The sequence below is a fragment of the Pseudomonas asuensis genome, assembly GCF_014646755.1.
GTDB lineage: Bacteria > Pseudomonadota > Gammaproteobacteria > Pseudomonadales > Pseudomonadaceae > Chryseomonas > Chryseomonas asuensis.
In genome coordinates this window covers 1-12,451 of the sequence record NZ_BMNW01000014.1, presented here as the reverse complement: position 1 = coordinate 12,451, position 12,451 = coordinate 1, and the positions used below count along the sequence as shown (strand labels likewise).

The following is a 12,451-nucleotide window of genomic DNA, read 5'->3' as shown; positions in this document are numbered from 1 at the left end:
CCCTTACTTGGAGTAGAGCTCGACAATCAGGTTTTCGTTGATGTCGGCAGAAAGGTCGGCACGAGCCGGAACGCTCTTGAACGTACCAGACTTCTTCTCAGAGTCGACTTCTACCCACTCAACACGACCGCGCTGGGCGCAAAGCTCGAGAGCTTGGGCGATACGCAGTTGATTCTTTGCCTTCTCGCGTACTGCTACCACATCACCAGGCTTAACTTGGTAGGACGGGATATTTACAGTCTGACCATTAACAGTAATGGACTTGTGAGAAACCAGCTGGCGAGACTCTGCACGAGTAGCGCCGAAACCCATACGATAAACAACGTTATCTAAACGAGTCTCGAGCAGCTGCAGCAGGTTTTCACCTGTCGCGCCTTTGCGACGAGCAGCCTCTTTGTAGTAACCAGCAAATTGACGCTCAAGAACACCGTAAATACGACGAACTTTCTGCTTCTCACGTAGCTGCAGACCATAGTCGGATAAGCGACCACGACGCTGACCGTGAGCTCCAGGAGCAGTTTCAATATTGCACTTGGATTCAATCGCGCGCACACCGCTCTTCAGGAAGAGATCGGTGCCTTCACGGCGGGACAGTTTGCACTTGGGACCAATGTAACGAGCCATCTCTTACTGTCTCCTATTACACGCGACGCTTCTTCGGCGGACGGCATCCATTATGCGGGATGGGCGTCACGTCGGTAATGCTGGCGATCTTGTAACCACAGGCGTTCAATGCACGCACTGCAGACTCACGGCCCGGGCCTGGGCCTTTGACATTTACGTCAAGATTCTTGAGACCGTACTCAAGAGCTGCCTGGCCGGCACGCTCAGCTGCCACCTGTGCAGCGAACGGAGTGCTCTTACGGGAGCCACGGAAGCCGGAACCACCAGAAGTAGCCCAGGACAACGCATTACCCTGACGATCAGTAATGGTTACGATGGTGTTGTTGAAAGACGCGTGGATATGGGCGATCCCATCGACCACTGTCTTTTTGACTTTTTTACGAGGACGAGCAGCAGGTTTTGCCATGACTAGATTCCTGTCGATTCGCGGATGCGATTACTTGCGGATCGGCTTACGCGGGCCCTTACGGGTACGTGCGTTGGTCTTGGTACGCTGACCACGAACCGGCAGACCGCGACGGTGGCGAAGGCCACGGTAGCAACCCAGGTCCATCAAGCGCTTGATGTTCATATTGATTTCGCGGCGCAGGTCACCTTCGGTAACGAGCTTAGCGACTTCATTACGCAGCTGATCAATCTGCTCGTCGCTCAGTTCCTTGATCTTGGCGGACGGGCTGATGCCTGTAGCCGCACAGATATTCTGAGCAGTAGTGCGACCAATACCATAGATATAGGTCAGCGAGATAACAGTATGCTTGTTATCCGGAATGTTAACGCCTGCAATACGGGCCATTCTAGAAAAACTCCATGTGACAGCAACCCACGCCCTGGAAGCCAAGAAAAGGGCGCGAGATATTAACGCTGTAGTAAAAAATGATCAACCCGACAGCACACTAGCTGTCGGGTTATACGCGTGTATTCACACTCAGCCTTGGCGCTGCTTGTGACGCGGCTCCGCGCTGCAGATCACCCGAACGACGCCGTCGCGACGGATGATTTTGCAGTTACGGCACAGCTTTTTGACCGATGCACGAACTTTCATCACCAACTCCTTAACCTTACGGGTAGCGATTAGCGGAGCATTCCGCCGCCGTAGCCCTTCAGGTTGGCTTTCTTCATCAGAGACTCATACTGGTGAGATACAAGGTGTGATTGGACCTGAGACATAAAGTCCATGACCACCACAACCACGATCAGCAGCGAAGTCCCGCCAAGGTAAAACGGCACGTTGGCTGCAACCACCAAAAATTGGGGTAACAAGCAGACCGCCGTCATATACAGGGCGCCGAACATGGTCAAACGCGTCAGCACGCCATCTATATAACGTGCAGACTGCTCACCAGGACGGATTCCTGGAATAAACGCACCAGACTTTTTTAGGTTCTCGGCAACGTCTTTAGGGTTAAACATTAGAGCTGTATAGAAGAAGCAGAAGAAAATAATCCCTGCACTAAACAGCAGAATATTGAGTGGCTGTCCAGGTGCAATGGCTTGAGCCATATCCTGAAGCCAACCAAAACCTTGAGACTGACCAAACCACGACCCTAGCGAAGCCGGGAACAGCAATATGCTACTTGCAAAGATAGCAGGAATAACACCCGCCATATTTACTTTCAGTGGCAAATGGCTGTTTTGCGCTGCAAACACCTTACGGCCTTGCTGACGCTTAGCATAATGAACAGCAATACGACGCTGGCCGCGCTCGATGAAGACCACGAACGCAATGATAGCAACAGCAACCAGACCTACAGCTATCAGAGCGAAAATATTGATATCGCCTTGACGAGCAGATTCGAAGGATTGGCCAATCGCCCGCGGTAAGCCAGCAACAATTCCCGAGAAGATCAGCATGGAAATCCCATTGCCGACACCGCGCTCGGTTATCTGCTCACCTAACCACATCATGAAAAGCGCGCCTGCAACAAATGTGGTAACAGCAACAAAATAGAAGCTGAACCCAGCTGAAAAGGCTACGCCTTGACTCGCCAGCCCTACAGACATGCCCGTAGCTTGAACTAACGCAAGTACGAGCGTGCCATAGCGAGTGTACTGGCTGATCTTGCGGCGACCAGACTCGCCTTCTTTCTTCAACTGCTCTAGCTGTGGGCTGACAGCGGTGAGAAGCTGCATGATGATCGATGCTGAAATATACGGCATGATCCCAAGAGCAAAAATACTCATCCGCTCCAGCGCACCGCCAGAGAACATGTTGAACAGGCTAAGAATGGTCCCCTCGTTCTGCCGAAACAGTGCAGCCAGTTGGTCAGGATTTATACCTGGAACTGGAATATGCGCACCAATTCGATAAACGATGATTGCAAGAAACAGAAAGCGCAAGCGCGCCCACAGTTCCGACAAACCGCCATTACTGAGCGCAGAGAGAGAACCTTGCTTAGCCATTTATTCCTCGATCTTACCGCCAGCTGCTTCGATAGCCGCACGTGCACCCTTAGTGGCAGGAATGCCCTTTAGGGTAACGGCACGACCGATTTCGCCAGAGAGAACGACCTTAACGCGTACAATGCTACGATTGATAACGTTGGCATCTTTCAGCGCTTGCAAGGTGATCACACCACCTTCGACCTTAGCCAGCTCAGAAGTACGAACTTCGGCACGGTCAAGAGCTTTCAGCGACACGAAACCGAACTTAGGCAGACGACGGTGAAGGGGCTGTTGGCCACCCTCAAAACCTGGAGCAACCTTACCACCGGAGCGGGAAGTAGCACCTTTGTGGCCACGGCCGCCAGTCTTACCCAGACCGCTACCGATGCCACGGCCTGGACGTAGCTTCTCGCGACGCGCACCAGGAGCGGAACGTAGATCGTTAAGTTTCATAACTTAACCCTCCACACGCAGTAAATAGTAAGCCTTATTAATCATGCCGCGGTTTTCTGGAGTATCCAGAACCTCGACGGTATGACCAATGCGACGCAGGCCTAGACCTTTGACACAAGCCTTGTGATTAGCCAAACGGCCATTCACGCTCTTGATCAGAGTAACTTTAACAGTTGAAGTAGCCATGATTAGAGAATCTCCTCGACACTCTTGCCACGCTTAGCTGCAACCGAATCAGGCGATTGCATATGCTTCAAACCTTCAAACGTAGCGTAAACCACGTTTACTGGGTTAGTGGAGCCATAGCACTTAGCCAGAACGTTCTGAACACCAGCCACCTCTAGAACAGCACGCATAGCACCGCCAGCGATGATACCTGTACCTTCAGAAGCGGGCTGCATAAACACTTTGGATGCGCCGTGAGAAGACTTCACAGGGTACTGCAGCGTGTTACCGTTCAGATCAACCTGAATCATATTACGGCGCGCAGCTTCCATAGCTTTTTGGATCGCAGCAGGAACTTCACGAGCCTTGCCACGGCCAAAACCAACACGGCCCTTGCCATCACCTACTACAGTTAGTGCAGTAAAGGCAAAAATGCGGCCACCTTTTACGGTTTTAGCAACGCGGTTAACTTGAACAAGCTTCTCAATGTAACCTTCGTCGCGCTTTTGATCGTTGTTTGCCATGACTTAGAACTCCAGCCCGCCTTCACGAGCGGCATCGGCCAGCGCCTTAACGCGACCATGATACTTGAAGCCAGAACGATCAAACGCTACCTGAGTAACGCCAGCCGCTTTGGCACGCTCTGCTACCAGCTTGCCGACCTTTTGCGCCGCTTCGATATTGCTGGTTGCGCCTTCGCGCAGATCCTTGTCCAAAGTCGATGCACTGGCCAGGACTTTGCTGCCATCGGCCGCGATGACCTGGGCATAGATATGCTGAGAGGAACGGTATACGCATAGGCGTACAGTTTCCAGCTCGCGCATTCTCAGGCGTGCCTTGCGAGCGCGACGCAGTCGAGTTTCTTTCTTTACGCTCATTTGCTATGCCCTACTTTTTCTTGGCTTCTTTACGGCGAACGACTTCGTCGGAATAACGTACACCTTTGCCTTTGTACGGCTCTGGCGGACGGAAATCACGAATCTCTGCTGCCACTTGCCCAACAAGCTGCTTATCAATACCCTTAATCAGGATATCAGTCTGGCTCGGGGTTTCAGCAGTGATGCCTTGCGGCAATTCATAGTCGACCGGATGAGAGAAGCCCAGGGAAAGCGAAAGAACTTGGCCCTTGGCCTGAGCTTTGTAACCCACACCAACCAGCTGAAGTTTACGCTCGAAGCCTTGGCTAACGCCAATGACCATATTGTTAACCAGAGCGCGTGTCGTACCAGCCATAGCACGAGTCTGCTGATCGCCGTTGCGGGCAGCAAACCGGAGCTCGCCGGACTCTTGAGAAACTTCAACAGAAGGATGCACCTTCAGCTCCAGAGAGCCTTTGGAACCCTTGATAGAAAGCTGTTGACCAGCCAGGTTGATTTCAACGCCAGCAGGGAGCTTAACGGGGTTTTTAGCAACGCGAGACATGCTTCTTCCCCTTAGAAAACAGTGCAGAGCACTTCGCCGCCAACACCAGCAGCCCGGGCTGCACGATCCGTCATCACACCTTTGTTGGTGGAAACGATCGACACACCCAGGCCACCGCGTACTTTCGGCAACTGGTCAACAGATTTGTACTGGCGTAGGCCAGGACGGCTAGAACGCTTAAGCTCTTCGATTACAGGCTTGCCTTCGAAGTACTTTAATTCGATGGACAGCAGTGGCTTAATTTCCGTGCTGACCTGAAAACCCGCGATATAGCCTTCGTCTTTGAGGACTTTAGCCACTGCCACCTTCAGCTTGGAAGAAGGCATGCTTACGACGGACTTTTCAGCCATCTGGGCATTACGGATACGAGTTAGCATATCTGCTAACGGGTCCTGCATACTCATGGGCTTGTAGCTCCTAAATGCATAAATGAGCCTATAGCTCTGAAACTGCCCAACCAAAACACGCGGACTCGGGCGAGCCGGATATTCTAATAGGCATATAAAAACGAATCAAGCCCCAAAAGGGGCTTGATTCGTTAACTTACTACAAATTTGCTGCGATATTACCAGCTAGCCTTGACCAGACCTGGAACATCACCACGCATTGCAGCTTCACGCAACATAATACGCGATAGACCGAACTTACGGTATACACCGTGAGGACGTCCAGTCAGACGGCAGCGATTACGTAAACGACTGGCGCTAGCGTCACGGGGCTGCTTCTGTAGAGCAACCTGTGCAGCCCAACGATCTTCTGGAGAAGTGTTAGGGTTAGCAATAGTTGTCTTCAGCTCAGCGCGCTTCGCTGCAAACTTAGCGACCGTTTGCTGACGCTTCAGCTCACGGTTCTTCATGCTCTGCTTAGCCATAGGTAACTCCTATCAGTTACGGAACGGGAAGTTAAATGCACGAAGCAGTGCACGCCCTTCTTCGTCCGAACGAGCAGTTGTAGTCAGAGTGATATCCATGCCACGGAGCGCATCGATTTTATCATAATCGATTTCCGGGAAGATAATCTGCTCTTTAACACCCATGCTGTAATTACCGCGACCATCAAAGGACTTAGCGTTCAGACCACGGAAGTCACGAACACGCGGCAGCGAGATTGCCAACAGACGATCAAGGAACTCATACATGCGATCGCTACGCAGAGTTACTTTAACGCCAATTGGCCAACCGTCACGGATTTTGAAACCAGCAATCGACTTACGCGCATAAGTTACAACAGGCTTCTGACCCGCGATTTTCTCGAGGTCGGCCAACGCATTGTCGATAATTTTCTTATCACCTACCGCCTCACCAACACCCATATTCAGGGTGATCTTAGTGATACGTGGAACTTCCATCACATTAGCCAGCTGAAGCTGTTCTTTCAGCTTGGGCGCGATGTCCTTCCGATAAACTTCTTTCAATCGTGCCATGGTGATCTACCTAGCAACCTTAAGCCTGAACCGCTTTCTGGTTCGACTTAAAGATACGGATTTTTTTACCGTCTTCGACCTTGAAACCTACGCGGTCAGCCTTGCTGGTTTCAGGATTGAAGATAGCAACGTTGGAGACATGCAGAGGAGCTTCCTTCTCAACAATGCCACCTTGCGCGCCCAGCATGGGGTTAGGCTTGGTGTGACGCTTGACAAGATTTACACCACCAACAACCAAACGGTCATCAGCTAAAACCTTGAGCACCTTACCACGCTTGCCCTTATCCTTGCCTGCGATGACGATTACTTCATCGTCACGACGAATCTTTTGCATGACGGATACTCCTTACAGCACTTCGGGGGCAAGGGAGACGATCTTCATGAACTTCTCAGAACGAAGTTCACGCGTCACCGGCCCAAAGATACGGGTACCGATAGGCTCCTGCTTGTTGTTCAAAAGAACAGCAGCATTACCGTCGAAACGAATGATGGAACCGTCAGTACGACGCACACCGTGCTTGGTACGCACCACAACAGCCGTCATCACCTGGCCCTTTTTCACCTTTCCGCGAGGAATGGCTTCTTTAACGGTGACCTTGATGATGTCGCCGATACCTGCGTAGCGGCGATGCGAACCACCCAGCACCTTGATGCACATAACACGACGAGCGCCGCTGTTATCGGCCACATCGAGCATGGATTGAGTCTGAATCATGGCTCTTCACCCTTACACTTGTACGGCGCGCTCGACGACATCAACCAGCGTCCACGCCTTGGTCTTTGCCAGAGGGCGAGTTTCACGAATGGTGACAAGGTCACCAGCGCGGCACTGATTGTTTTCGTCGTGGGCGTGCAGCTTAGTGGAACGCTTGACGTATTTACCGTAGATCGGGTGCTTAACGCGACGCTCAATCAATACGGTGATGGTTTTGTCCATTTTGTCACTGACCACTCGGCCGGTCAGTGTACGGACGGTCTTTTCAGCTTCAGCCATGATCACTTACCTGCTTGCTGGTTCAGCACAGTCTTGACACGAGCAATGTCGCGCTTCACTTGCGAGAGCATGTGAGACTGCCCCAATTGGCCAGTTGCCTTCTGCATACGCAGATTGAACTGGTCACGCAGCAGGCTAAGAAGCTGCTCGTTCAGCTCCTCGACGGATTTCTCACGTAATTCTTGCGCTTTCATTACATCACCGTCCGCTTAACAAAGGAGGTTTCAATTGGAAGCTTGGCAGCTGCGAGAGCAAAAGCCTCACGAGCCAGAACTTCAGAAACACCCTCGATCTCGTAGAGGACCTTGCCCGGCTGGATCTGGGCTACCCAGTACTCAACGCTACCCTTACCTTTACCCATACGTACTTCAAGGGGCTTTTTGGTAACAGGCTTGTCCGGGAACACACGGATCCAGATTTTACCGCCACGCTTAACGTGACGCGTTAGGGCACGACGAGCTGCTTCGATTTGACGAGCAGTAAGACGGCCACGGCCAACAGCTTTAAGCGCATATTCGCCAAAACTTACTTTACTACCGCGATGAGCCAAGCCACGGTTATGGCCGGTCATCTGCTTGCGGAATTTCGTACGCTTGGGTTGCAGCATGATGCGTACTCCTTACTTAGCAGCTTTTTTACGCGGAGCAGGAGCTACAGGCTTAAGCTCTTCCTGGCGGCCACCAATGACCTCACCCTTGAAGATCCAAACCTTCACACCGATCACACCATAAGTGGTGTGTGCTTCCGCAGTTGCGTAGTCGATATCGGCACGCAGTGTGTGCAGAGGCACACGACCTTCGCGATACCACTCGGTACGAGCAATCTCTGCTCCGCCAAGACGACCACTCACCTGGATCTTGATGCCTTTGGCGCCAAGACGCATCGCGCTTTGGACCGCACGCTTCATAGCGCGACGGAACATCACACGACGCTCGAGCTGCTGAGCTACGCTTTGCGCAACCAGCGCACCGTCGAGCTCCGGCTTGCGGATCTCTTCGATATTGATGTGCACTGGCACACCCATTTGCTTGGTCAGGTCCTGACGCAGCTTTTCTACATCCTCACCTTTCTTACCGATAACGATACCGGGACGAGCGGTGTGGATAGTAATGCGTGCAGTTTGAGCCGGACGATGGATATCGATACGGCTTACGGACGCGCTTTTTAGTTTGTCTTGGAGATACCGACGGACCTTCAGGTCAGCAAGCAGATAATCAGCATAAGTGCGCTTATCTGCATACCAAACGGAAGTATGCTCCTTGACGATGCCCAGGCGAATGCCATTGGGATGTACTTTCTGACCCATCTGATCGACTCCGTTACTTGTCCGCAACCTTGACCGTGATATGGCAAGACCGCTTCACGATGCGATCAGCACGACCTTTGGCGCGCGGCATGATGCGCTTCAGCGAACGCCCTTCGTTGACGAAAACTGTAGAGACTTTTAGGTCATCTACGTCTGCGCCTTCGTTATGCTCGGCGTTGGCAACAGCCGACTCCAGCACTTTCTTCATGATCTCGGCAGCTTTCTTACTGCTGAAAGCCAGGAGGTTGAGCGCCTCGCCCACCTTCTTCCCGCGGATCTGGTCGGCGACCAAGCGGGCTTTCTGGGCAGAGATTCGAGCGCCCGACAGCTTAGCGGCTACTTCCATCTTTCCTTACCCCTTAACGCTTGGCTTTCTTGTCAGCCGCATGACCGCGATAAGTGCGGGTAGCAGCGAACTCGCCGAGTTTATGACCAACCATGTCTTCGTTGACTAGCACCGGAACATGCTGACGGCCGTTATGTACAGCAATGGTCAGACCAACCATCTGCGGAAGAACAATCGAACGACGCGACCAAGTTTTAATTGGCTTACGATCGTTTTTTTCTACCGCAACTTCGATCTTCTTCAATAGGTGAAGATCGATAAAAGGACCTTTCTTAAGAGAGCGTGGCACAGTCGTATCCTCAATTCATTACTTGCGGCGACGGACGATCATCTTGTCAGTGCGCTTGTTCGCACGGGTCTTCGCGCCCTTGGTCGGGAAGCCCCATGGAGACACTGGATGACGGCCACCGGAGGTACGACCCTCACCACCACCATGCGGGTGATCGACAGGGTTCATCGCCACACCACGAACAGTTGGGCGAACACCGCGCCAGCGCTTAGCACCTGCTTTACCCAGGGAGCGCAGGCTGTGCTCAGTGTTGGATACTTCACCCAACGTCGCACGGCATTCACTCAATACCTTACGCATTTCACCGGAACGCAGACGCAAGGTTACATAAGCACCCTCACGAGCAACCAGTTGAGCAGATGCACCAGCGGAGCGTGCAATCTGAGCACCCTTACCTGGCTTAAGCTCGATACCATGAACAGTGCTACCCACTGGAATGTTACGCAGCGGCAGGCTGTTACCAGCCTTGATCGGCGCACCTGCACCAGAGATCAGCTGATCACCAGCAGCTACACCTTTCGGAGCGATAATATAACGACGCTCGCCATCAGCATACTTTAACAGCGCAATGTGAGCAGTACGGTTTGGATCGTACTCTAGACGCTCAACAACCGCAGGAATCCCATCCTTATCGCGACGAAAATCTACCAGGCGGTAGTGCTGCTTATGACCGCCACCCTTGTGACGAGTGGTGATACGACCGTTGTTATTACGGCCACCGGACTTACCCTGCTTCTCTAGAAGAGGAGCATATGGGGCGCCCTTGTGCAGATCATTATTGACAACCTTGACCACGAAACGGCGGCCAGCGGAGGTCGGCTTACATTTTACGATTGCCATGATGCCCCCTTACTTACTCAGCATTGCTGGAGAAATCAAGGTCCTGGCCCGGCTGGAGAGCAATGTATGCCTTCTTCCAATCGTTACGCTTGCCCAGACCACGTGCAGTACGCTTAGTTTTACCCTTTACGTTCAGGGTGCTAACACTACGCACTTTGACGTCAAACAGTTGTTCGACCGCTTTTTTGATTTCCAGCTTGGTTGCATCGGTAGCAACCTTAAAAATGAACTGCTTTTGGTTTTCCGCCAGCACAGTTGCCTTCTCGGAGATGTGCGGACCAAGCAGTACCTTGAATACACGTTCCTGGTTCATCCCAGCAGCTCCTCGAATTTCTTCACGGCAGACACTGTGACCAAAACCTTGTCATATGCGATCAGACTAACAGGATCAGAGCCCTGCACATCACGAACATCAACGAAAGGTAGGTTGCGGGCAGCCAAGTAAAGGTTCTGATCGACATTATCAGTTACGATCAGGACATCTTTCAGGCCAAGGCCGTCAAGCTTGTTTACCAGCCCTTTAGTCTTAGGGGCATCGATAGAAAACTCGTCTACTACGACCAGACGATCCAGACGTACCAGCTCTGCCAGAATGGAGCGCAGCGCAGCACGGTACATCTTTTTATTGAGCTTTTGCTCATGATTTTGCGGCTTAGCAGCAAAGGTGGTACCACCGCCACGCCAGATTGGGCTACGAATAGTACCCGCACGAGCACGGCCGCTGCCCTTTTGACGCCAGGGCTTTTTACCGCCACCGGACACTTCAGAGCGAGTCTTCTGAGCGCGAGTACCCTGACGACCGCCAGCCATATAGGCAACTACTGCCTGATGAACTAGAGTCTCGTTGAATTCGCCGCCAAAGGCGCGCTCAGAGACTTCGATAGCCTGTGAGCCATTTACATTAAGTTGCATGTTCCGTTCCCCTCTTAACCGCGAGCCTTGGCTGCAGGACGAACAACCACATCACCGCCAGGCGCGCCAGGAATGGCACCCTTGACCAGCAACAGGTTGCGCTCAGCATCAACACGGACAATTTCAAGGGACTGCACAGTTACACGCTCAGCACCCAGGTGACCGGACATTTTCTTGCCCTTGAACACTCGACCAGGAGTCTGGCACTGGCCGATAGAGCCAGGTGCGCGGTGAGAAACGGAGTTACCGTGAGTATTATCTTGACCACGGAAGTTCCAGCGCTTAATGGTACCGGCATAGCCCTTACCTTTAGACTGACCAGTCACATCGACTAGCTGTCCAGCCTGGAATATATCAACTGTGATCTGATCACCAGCGTTGTATTCGCCTTCTTCAAGACGGAATTCAAGAACGCTACGACCAGCAGCAACGCTTGCCTTGGCAAAGTGACCTGCCTGAGCCTTGCTGACACGAGAAGCACGACGCTCACCGACTGTTACTTGAACAGCACGATAGCCATCAGTATCTTCTACCTTCATCTGTGTAACACGATTCGGCTCAATCTCGATGACTGTAACCGGAACGGAAACACCTTCCTCGGTGAAAACGCGGGTCATGCCGCACTTACGACCGACTACACCAATAGTCATTGTATAAACCTCTTGAGTGTACGGGGCTTTCACCCGCTATGGCCGCCCATTTCAGAGCGTTACACGACTAAAACCCCAAGGTTTTAGCCGAGGCTGATTTGTACTTCTACACCAGCAGCAAGGTCGAGCTTCATCAGCGCATCAACGGTTTTATCCGTTGGCTGGACAATATCCAGCACACGCTTGTGAGTACGAATTTCGTACTGGTCACGTGCATCCTTGTTGACGTGCGGAGAAATCAGCACAGTGTAACGTTCCTTGCGGGTAGGCAGAGGAATCGGACCACGCACCTGAGCCCCAGTACGCTTCGCGGTTTCCACGATTTCCTGGGTGGACTGATCAATCAGGCGATGATCAAAAGCCTTCAACCGAATACGGATTTGTTGGTTTTGCATTTGACCTCAGACTCCAAGCTTTCCCCTCAGGCAGAATATGCCCGATAAAAGGAGGCGCAATTCTATAGAGACGCCAGAGGGGTGTCAATAATAGACAAAGCAGAAAAGGCCCCGAAGGGCCTTCTCTAGACGAACGTCGATATTACTCGACGATCTTGGCAACCACGCCGGCGCCTACGGTACGGCCGCCTTCGCGAATTGCGAAGCGCAGACCTTCTTCCATGGCGATCGGAGCGATCAGGGTAACAAC

General features: G+C 52.3%; 27 protein-coding genes. All 27 read right to left on the bottom strand.

All coding sequences use genetic code 11. From position 1 onward, the window contains the following. Positions 1 to 3 precede the first annotated feature (3 nt). On the bottom strand, positions 4 to 624 hold the full coding sequence (gene rpsD, locus IEX86_RS21760; protein ID WP_188868237.1) for a 30S ribosomal protein S4: 621 nt from the start codon (positions 622 to 624) through the stop codon (positions 4 to 6). Between the two features lie 16 nt (positions 625 to 640). Next, entirely contained in the window at positions 641 to 1,030 is a 390-nt protein-coding gene (rpsK, locus tag IEX86_RS21755) for a 30S ribosomal protein S11 (RefSeq protein ID WP_003093689.1), read from the bottom strand. A 30-nt stretch (positions 1,031 to 1,060) separates the two neighbouring features. Then, complete coding sequence (rpsM, locus tag IEX86_RS21750; RefSeq protein ID WP_188868236.1) at positions 1,061 to 1,417, bottom strand: 30S ribosomal protein S13; 357 nt, start codon at positions 1,415 to 1,417, stop codon at positions 1,061 to 1,063. Between the two features lie 132 nt (positions 1,418 to 1,549). Beyond that, positions 1,550 to 1,666 (bottom strand): 50S ribosomal protein L36, encoded by a 117-nt coding sequence (gene rpmJ / locus IEX86_RS21745; RefSeq protein ID WP_003281814.1) that lies wholly within the window; start codon positions 1,664 to 1,666, stop codon positions 1,550 to 1,552. A 29-nt stretch (positions 1,667 to 1,695) separates the two neighbouring features. Next, positions 1,696 to 3,024, bottom strand: a complete 1,329-nt coding sequence (gene secY, locus IEX86_RS21740; RefSeq protein WP_188868235.1) for a preprotein translocase subunit SecY — start codon at positions 3,022 to 3,024, stop codon at positions 1,696 to 1,698. Further along, positions 3,025 to 3,459, bottom strand: a complete 435-nt coding sequence (gene rplO / locus IEX86_RS21735) for a 50S ribosomal protein L15 (RefSeq protein WP_188868234.1) — start codon at positions 3,457 to 3,459, stop codon at positions 3,025 to 3,027. It abuts the gene before it with no gap. A gap of 3 nt (positions 3,460 to 3,462) precedes the next feature. Further along, positions 3,463 to 3,645: a 50S ribosomal protein L30 gene (gene rpmD / locus IEX86_RS21730; RefSeq protein ID WP_010796766.1), complete on the bottom strand. Its 183-nt coding sequence runs from the start codon at positions 3,643 to 3,645 to the stop codon at positions 3,463 to 3,465. 2 nt (positions 3,646 to 3,647) lie between these two features. Then, positions 3,648 to 4,148 carry a 30S ribosomal protein S5 gene (rpsE, locus tag IEX86_RS21725; RefSeq protein WP_188868233.1) on the bottom strand — a complete coding sequence of 167 codons (501 nt, stop codon included), beginning with the start codon at positions 4,146 to 4,148 and terminating at the stop codon, positions 3,648 to 3,650. A 3-nt stretch (positions 4,149 to 4,151) separates the two neighbouring features. Further along, the gene (rplR, locus tag IEX86_RS21720; RefSeq protein WP_010796764.1) at positions 4,152 to 4,502 is read right to left on the bottom strand and encodes a 50S ribosomal protein L18; all 351 of its coding nucleotides are present in this window, start codon (positions 4,500 to 4,502) and stop codon (positions 4,152 to 4,154) included. Between the two features lie 10 nt (positions 4,503 to 4,512). After that, positions 4,513 to 5,046: a 50S ribosomal protein L6 gene (gene rplF, locus IEX86_RS21715; RefSeq protein ID WP_010796763.1), complete on the bottom strand. Its 534-nt coding sequence runs from the start codon at positions 5,044 to 5,046 to the stop codon at positions 4,513 to 4,515. 11 nt (positions 5,047 to 5,057) lie between these two features. Continuing rightward, positions 5,058 to 5,450: a 30S ribosomal protein S8 gene (rpsH, locus tag IEX86_RS21710; protein ID WP_188868232.1), complete on the bottom strand. Its 393-nt coding sequence runs from the start codon at positions 5,448 to 5,450 to the stop codon at positions 5,058 to 5,060. A gap of 161 nt (positions 5,451 to 5,611) precedes the next feature. Further along, the gene (gene rpsN / locus IEX86_RS21705) at positions 5,612 to 5,917 is read right to left on the bottom strand and encodes a 30S ribosomal protein S14 (RefSeq protein ID WP_188868231.1); all 306 of its coding nucleotides are present in this window, start codon (positions 5,915 to 5,917) and stop codon (positions 5,612 to 5,614) included. Positions 5,918 to 5,929: 12 nt separating this feature from the next. Further along, positions 5,930 to 6,469 carry a 50S ribosomal protein L5 gene (rplE, locus tag IEX86_RS21700; RefSeq protein WP_188868230.1) on the bottom strand — a complete coding sequence of 180 codons (540 nt, stop codon included), beginning with the start codon at positions 6,467 to 6,469 and terminating at the stop codon, positions 5,930 to 5,932. A 19-nt stretch (positions 6,470 to 6,488) separates the two neighbouring features. Further along, a complete protein-coding gene (gene rplX / locus IEX86_RS21695; RefSeq protein WP_188868229.1) occupies positions 6,489 to 6,803 on the bottom strand; it encodes a 50S ribosomal protein L24 in 315 nt (104 codons plus the stop codon). Positions 6,804 to 6,815: 12 nt separating this feature from the next. After that, a complete protein-coding gene (gene rplN / locus IEX86_RS21690; RefSeq protein WP_007161241.1) occupies positions 6,816 to 7,184 on the bottom strand; it encodes a 50S ribosomal protein L14 in 369 nt (122 codons plus the stop codon). Between the two features lie 12 nt (positions 7,185 to 7,196). Next, a complete protein-coding gene (gene rpsQ, locus IEX86_RS21685; protein ID WP_010796758.1) occupies positions 7,197 to 7,463 on the bottom strand; it encodes a 30S ribosomal protein S17 in 267 nt (88 codons plus the stop codon). A gap of 2 nt (positions 7,464 to 7,465) precedes the next feature. Continuing rightward, the gene (gene rpmC / locus IEX86_RS21680) at positions 7,466 to 7,657 is read right to left on the bottom strand and encodes a 50S ribosomal protein L29 (RefSeq protein ID WP_010796757.1); all 192 of its coding nucleotides are present in this window, start codon (positions 7,655 to 7,657) and stop codon (positions 7,466 to 7,468) included. Next, positions 7,657 to 8,070 carry a 50S ribosomal protein L16 gene (gene rplP / locus IEX86_RS21675; protein WP_188868228.1) on the bottom strand — a complete coding sequence of 138 codons (414 nt, stop codon included), beginning with the start codon at positions 8,068 to 8,070 and terminating at the stop codon, positions 7,657 to 7,659. The genes rpmC and rplP overlap by 1 nt, the downstream gene beginning before the upstream one ends. Before the next feature lie 12 nt (positions 8,071 to 8,082). Beyond that, positions 8,083 to 8,769 carry a 30S ribosomal protein S3 gene (gene rpsC / locus IEX86_RS21670; RefSeq protein ID WP_188868227.1) on the bottom strand — a complete coding sequence of 229 codons (687 nt, stop codon included), beginning with the start codon at positions 8,767 to 8,769 and terminating at the stop codon, positions 8,083 to 8,085. Between the two features lie 13 nt (positions 8,770 to 8,782). Further along, positions 8,783 to 9,115 (bottom strand): 50S ribosomal protein L22, encoded by a 333-nt coding sequence (gene rplV / locus IEX86_RS21665; protein WP_003103908.1) that lies wholly within the window; start codon positions 9,113 to 9,115, stop codon positions 8,783 to 8,785. Positions 9,116 to 9,128: 13 nt separating this feature from the next. Then, a complete protein-coding gene (rpsS, locus tag IEX86_RS21660; protein ID WP_188868226.1) occupies positions 9,129 to 9,404 on the bottom strand; it encodes a 30S ribosomal protein S19 in 276 nt (91 codons plus the stop codon). A gap of 18 nt (positions 9,405 to 9,422) precedes the next feature. Further along, positions 9,423 to 10,244 carry a 50S ribosomal protein L2 gene (gene rplB, locus IEX86_RS21655; protein WP_188868225.1) on the bottom strand — a complete coding sequence of 274 codons (822 nt, stop codon included), beginning with the start codon at positions 10,242 to 10,244 and terminating at the stop codon, positions 9,423 to 9,425. 13 nt (positions 10,245 to 10,257) lie between these two features. After that, positions 10,258 to 10,557 carry a 50S ribosomal protein L23 gene (gene rplW / locus IEX86_RS21650; protein ID WP_010796752.1) on the bottom strand — a complete coding sequence of 100 codons (300 nt, stop codon included), beginning with the start codon at positions 10,555 to 10,557 and terminating at the stop codon, positions 10,258 to 10,260. Beyond that, the gene (gene rplD, locus IEX86_RS21645) at positions 10,554 to 11,156 is read right to left on the bottom strand and encodes a 50S ribosomal protein L4 (RefSeq protein WP_010796751.1); all 603 of its coding nucleotides are present in this window, start codon (positions 11,154 to 11,156) and stop codon (positions 10,554 to 10,556) included. Before rplD ends, rplW begins: the two co-directional genes overlap by 4 nt. Positions 11,157 to 11,170: 14 nt before the next feature. Further along, positions 11,171 to 11,806 (bottom strand): 50S ribosomal protein L3, encoded by a 636-nt coding sequence (rplC, locus tag IEX86_RS21640; protein WP_188868224.1) that lies wholly within the window; start codon positions 11,804 to 11,806, stop codon positions 11,171 to 11,173. A gap of 83 nt (positions 11,807 to 11,889) precedes the next feature. Continuing rightward, the gene (rpsJ, locus tag IEX86_RS21635) at positions 11,890 to 12,201 is read right to left on the bottom strand and encodes a 30S ribosomal protein S10 (protein WP_003243886.1); all 312 of its coding nucleotides are present in this window, start codon (positions 12,199 to 12,201) and stop codon (positions 11,890 to 11,892) included. A 142-nt stretch (positions 12,202 to 12,343) separates the two neighbouring features. Continuing rightward, positions 12,344 to 12,451 (bottom strand): EF-Tu C-terminal domain-related protein (locus tag IEX86_RS21630; protein ID WP_505909231.1); only part of this gene is annotated, 108 nt, incomplete at its 5' end.

Coding starts and splice junctions, on each gene's coding strand:
- rpsD (WP_188868237.1), bottom strand. CDS start 624: ATGGCTCGTTACATTGGTCCCAAGTGCAAACTGTCCCGCCGTGAAGGC.
- rpsK (WP_003093689.1), bottom strand. CDS start 1,030: ATGGCAAAACCTGCTGCTCGTCCTCGTAAAAAAGTCAAAAAGACAGTG.
- rpsM (WP_188868236.1), bottom strand. CDS start 1,417: ATGGCCCGTATTGCAGGCGTTAACATTCCGGATAACAAGCATACTGTT.
- rpmJ (WP_003281814.1), bottom strand. CDS start 1,666: ATGAAAGTTCGTGCATCGGTCAAAAAGCTGTGCCGTAACTGCAAAATC.
- secY (WP_188868235.1), bottom strand. CDS start 3,024: ATGGCTAAGCAAGGTTCTCTCTCTGCGCTCAGTAATGGCGGTTTGTCG.
- rplO (WP_188868234.1), bottom strand. CDS start 3,459: ATGAAACTTAACGATCTACGTTCCGCTCCTGGTGCGCGTCGCGAGAAG.
- rpmD (WP_010796766.1), bottom strand. CDS start 3,645: ATGGCTACTTCAACTGTTAAAGTTACTCTGATCAAGAGCGTGAATGGC.
- rpsE (WP_188868233.1), bottom strand. CDS start 4,148: ATGGCAAACAACGATCAAAAGCGCGACGAAGGTTACATTGAGAAGCTT.
- rplR (WP_010796764.1), bottom strand. CDS start 4,502: ATGAGCGTAAAGAAAGAAACTCGACTGCGTCGCGCTCGCAAGGCACGC.
- rplF (WP_010796763.1), bottom strand. CDS start 5,046: ATGTCTCGCGTTGCTAAAAACCCCGTTAAGCTCCCTGCTGGCGTTGAA.
- rpsH (WP_188868232.1), bottom strand. CDS start 5,450: ATGAGTATGCAGGACCCGTTAGCAGATATGCTAACTCGTATCCGTAAT.
- rpsN (WP_188868231.1), bottom strand. CDS start 5,917: ATGGCTAAGCAGAGCATGAAGAACCGTGAGCTGAAGCGTCAGCAAACG.
- rplE (WP_188868230.1), bottom strand. CDS start 6,469: ATGGCACGATTGAAAGAAGTTTATCGGAAGGACATCGCGCCCAAGCTG.
- rplX (WP_188868229.1), bottom strand. CDS start 6,803: ATGCAAAAGATTCGTCGTGACGATGAAGTAATCGTCATCGCAGGCAAG.
- rplN (WP_007161241.1), bottom strand. CDS start 7,184: ATGATTCAGACTCAATCCATGCTCGATGTGGCCGATAACAGCGGCGCT.
- rpsQ (WP_010796758.1), bottom strand. CDS start 7,463: ATGGCTGAAGCTGAAAAGACCGTCCGTACACTGACCGGCCGAGTGGTC.
- rpmC (WP_010796757.1), bottom strand. CDS start 7,657: ATGAAAGCGCAAGAATTACGTGAGAAATCCGTCGAGGAGCTGAACGAG.
- rplP (WP_188868228.1), bottom strand. CDS start 8,070: ATGCTGCAACCCAAGCGTACGAAATTCCGCAAGCAGATGACCGGCCAT.
- rpsC (WP_188868227.1), bottom strand. CDS start 8,769: ATGGGTCAGAAAGTACATCCCAATGGCATTCGCCTGGGCATCGTCAAG.
- rplV (WP_003103908.1), bottom strand. CDS start 9,115: ATGGAAGTAGCCGCTAAGCTGTCGGGCGCTCGAATCTCTGCCCAGAAA.
- rplB (WP_188868225.1), bottom strand. CDS start 10,244: ATGGCAATCGTAAAATGTAAGCCGACCTCCGCTGGCCGCCGTTTCGTG.
- rplW (WP_010796752.1), bottom strand. CDS start 10,557: ATGAACCAGGAACGTGTATTCAAGGTACTGCTTGGTCCGCACATCTCC.
- rplD (WP_010796751.1), bottom strand. CDS start 11,156: ATGCAACTTAATGTAAATGGCTCACAGGCTATCGAAGTCTCTGAGCGC.
- rplC (WP_188868224.1), bottom strand. CDS start 11,806: ATGACTATTGGTGTAGTCGGTCGTAAGTGCGGCATGACCCGCGTTTTC.
- rpsJ (WP_003243886.1), bottom strand. CDS start 12,201: ATGCAAAACCAACAAATCCGTATTCGGTTGAAGGCTTTTGATCATCGC.